At 64.7% G+C, this 1140-nt stretch carries 1 protein-coding gene; it reads left to right on the forward strand.

Annotated elements, in window-relative coordinates; all coding sequences use genetic code 11:
- On the forward strand, positions 1-1140 hold a 1140-nt coding region (locus tag EN969_RS32160; RefSeq protein WP_245467605.1), incomplete at both ends, for an ABC transporter ATP-binding protein.

Genomic DNA, 1140 nt, shown 5'->3' on the forward strand with positions numbered 1-1140 from the left:
GAACGACGCTATCCTTCAGGTCGATCATCTGTCGATGAAGTTCGGTGGCCTGGTGGCCATCGGGGATCTGTCTTTCGCCGCCAAGCGCGGCGAGATCACCGCGCTGATCGGCCCCAACGGCGCCGGCAAGACCACGGTGTTCAATTGCATCACCGGCTTCTACAAGCCCTCGGAAGGCATGATCACGCTCAACCGGAACGATGGTTCGACCTTCCTGCTCGAGCGGCTGCCCAACCATGAAATCCCGGCGCGCGCCAAGGTGGCGCGCACCTTCCAGAACATCCGCCTGTTCTCCGGCATGACCCTGCTGGAGAACCTGCTGGTCGCCCAGCACAACAAACTGATGAAGGCATCGGGCTACACGGTGCTTGGCCTGTTCGGCTTCAGCGGCTATCGCAAGGCCTCGGCCGAATCGGTGGAGCTCGCCAAGCATTGGCTGGAAAAGGCCGATCTTGTCGACCGTGCCGACGACCCGGCCGGCGACCTGCCCTATGGCGCGCAGCGCCGTCTCGAGATCGCTCGCGCCATGTGCACGGGACCCGAGCTTCTGTGCCTCGACGAGCCGGCGGCCGGCCTCAATCCGAAGGAATCGGCGGCGCTCAACGAGCTGCTGATCGACATCAAGAACACATCCGGCGCCTCGATCCTGTTGATCGAGCACGACATGTCGGTGGTCATGCAGATCTCCGACCATGTCGTGGTGCTGGAGTATGGCCGCAAGATCTCCGACGGCAGTCCGCAGTCGGTGCGCACCGATCCGCGCGTCATCGCCGCCTATCTCGGCGTCGACGACGAGGAAGTCGAAGCGGTCCTTACCGAAGTCGGCGACGAAGATGTCATCGAACAGCTCGATACGGGGCCGGATGCCGCGCACGGTCCGGGAACATCGTCGTCCTATCTCGCCGGGCCGGTGACCGACACGGTCGGCCATAGTTCGGGCGAGCGGGTTACGGTGGCCAAGGGAGCGTCAAAGGCCGGTCAGGTCGACGCCAGGTCGCTCGCCGCGGCAAACAAGGCAGCCTCGCAGGCAGCCGTGCCGCCGGCGAAGGCAAAGCCTGCTCCGAAAGCGACGTCGAAGGCGGCAACCGGCACGGCGGCGAAGTCGACCGCATCCGCCAAGCCTGCGGCGAAGACTGGAGA

The sequence above is a fragment of the Mesorhizobium sp. M7A.F.Ca.CA.003.01.2.1 genome, from assembly GCF_003998945.1.
Lineage (GTDB): Bacteria > Pseudomonadota > Alphaproteobacteria > Rhizobiales > Rhizobiaceae > Mesorhizobium > Mesorhizobium ciceri.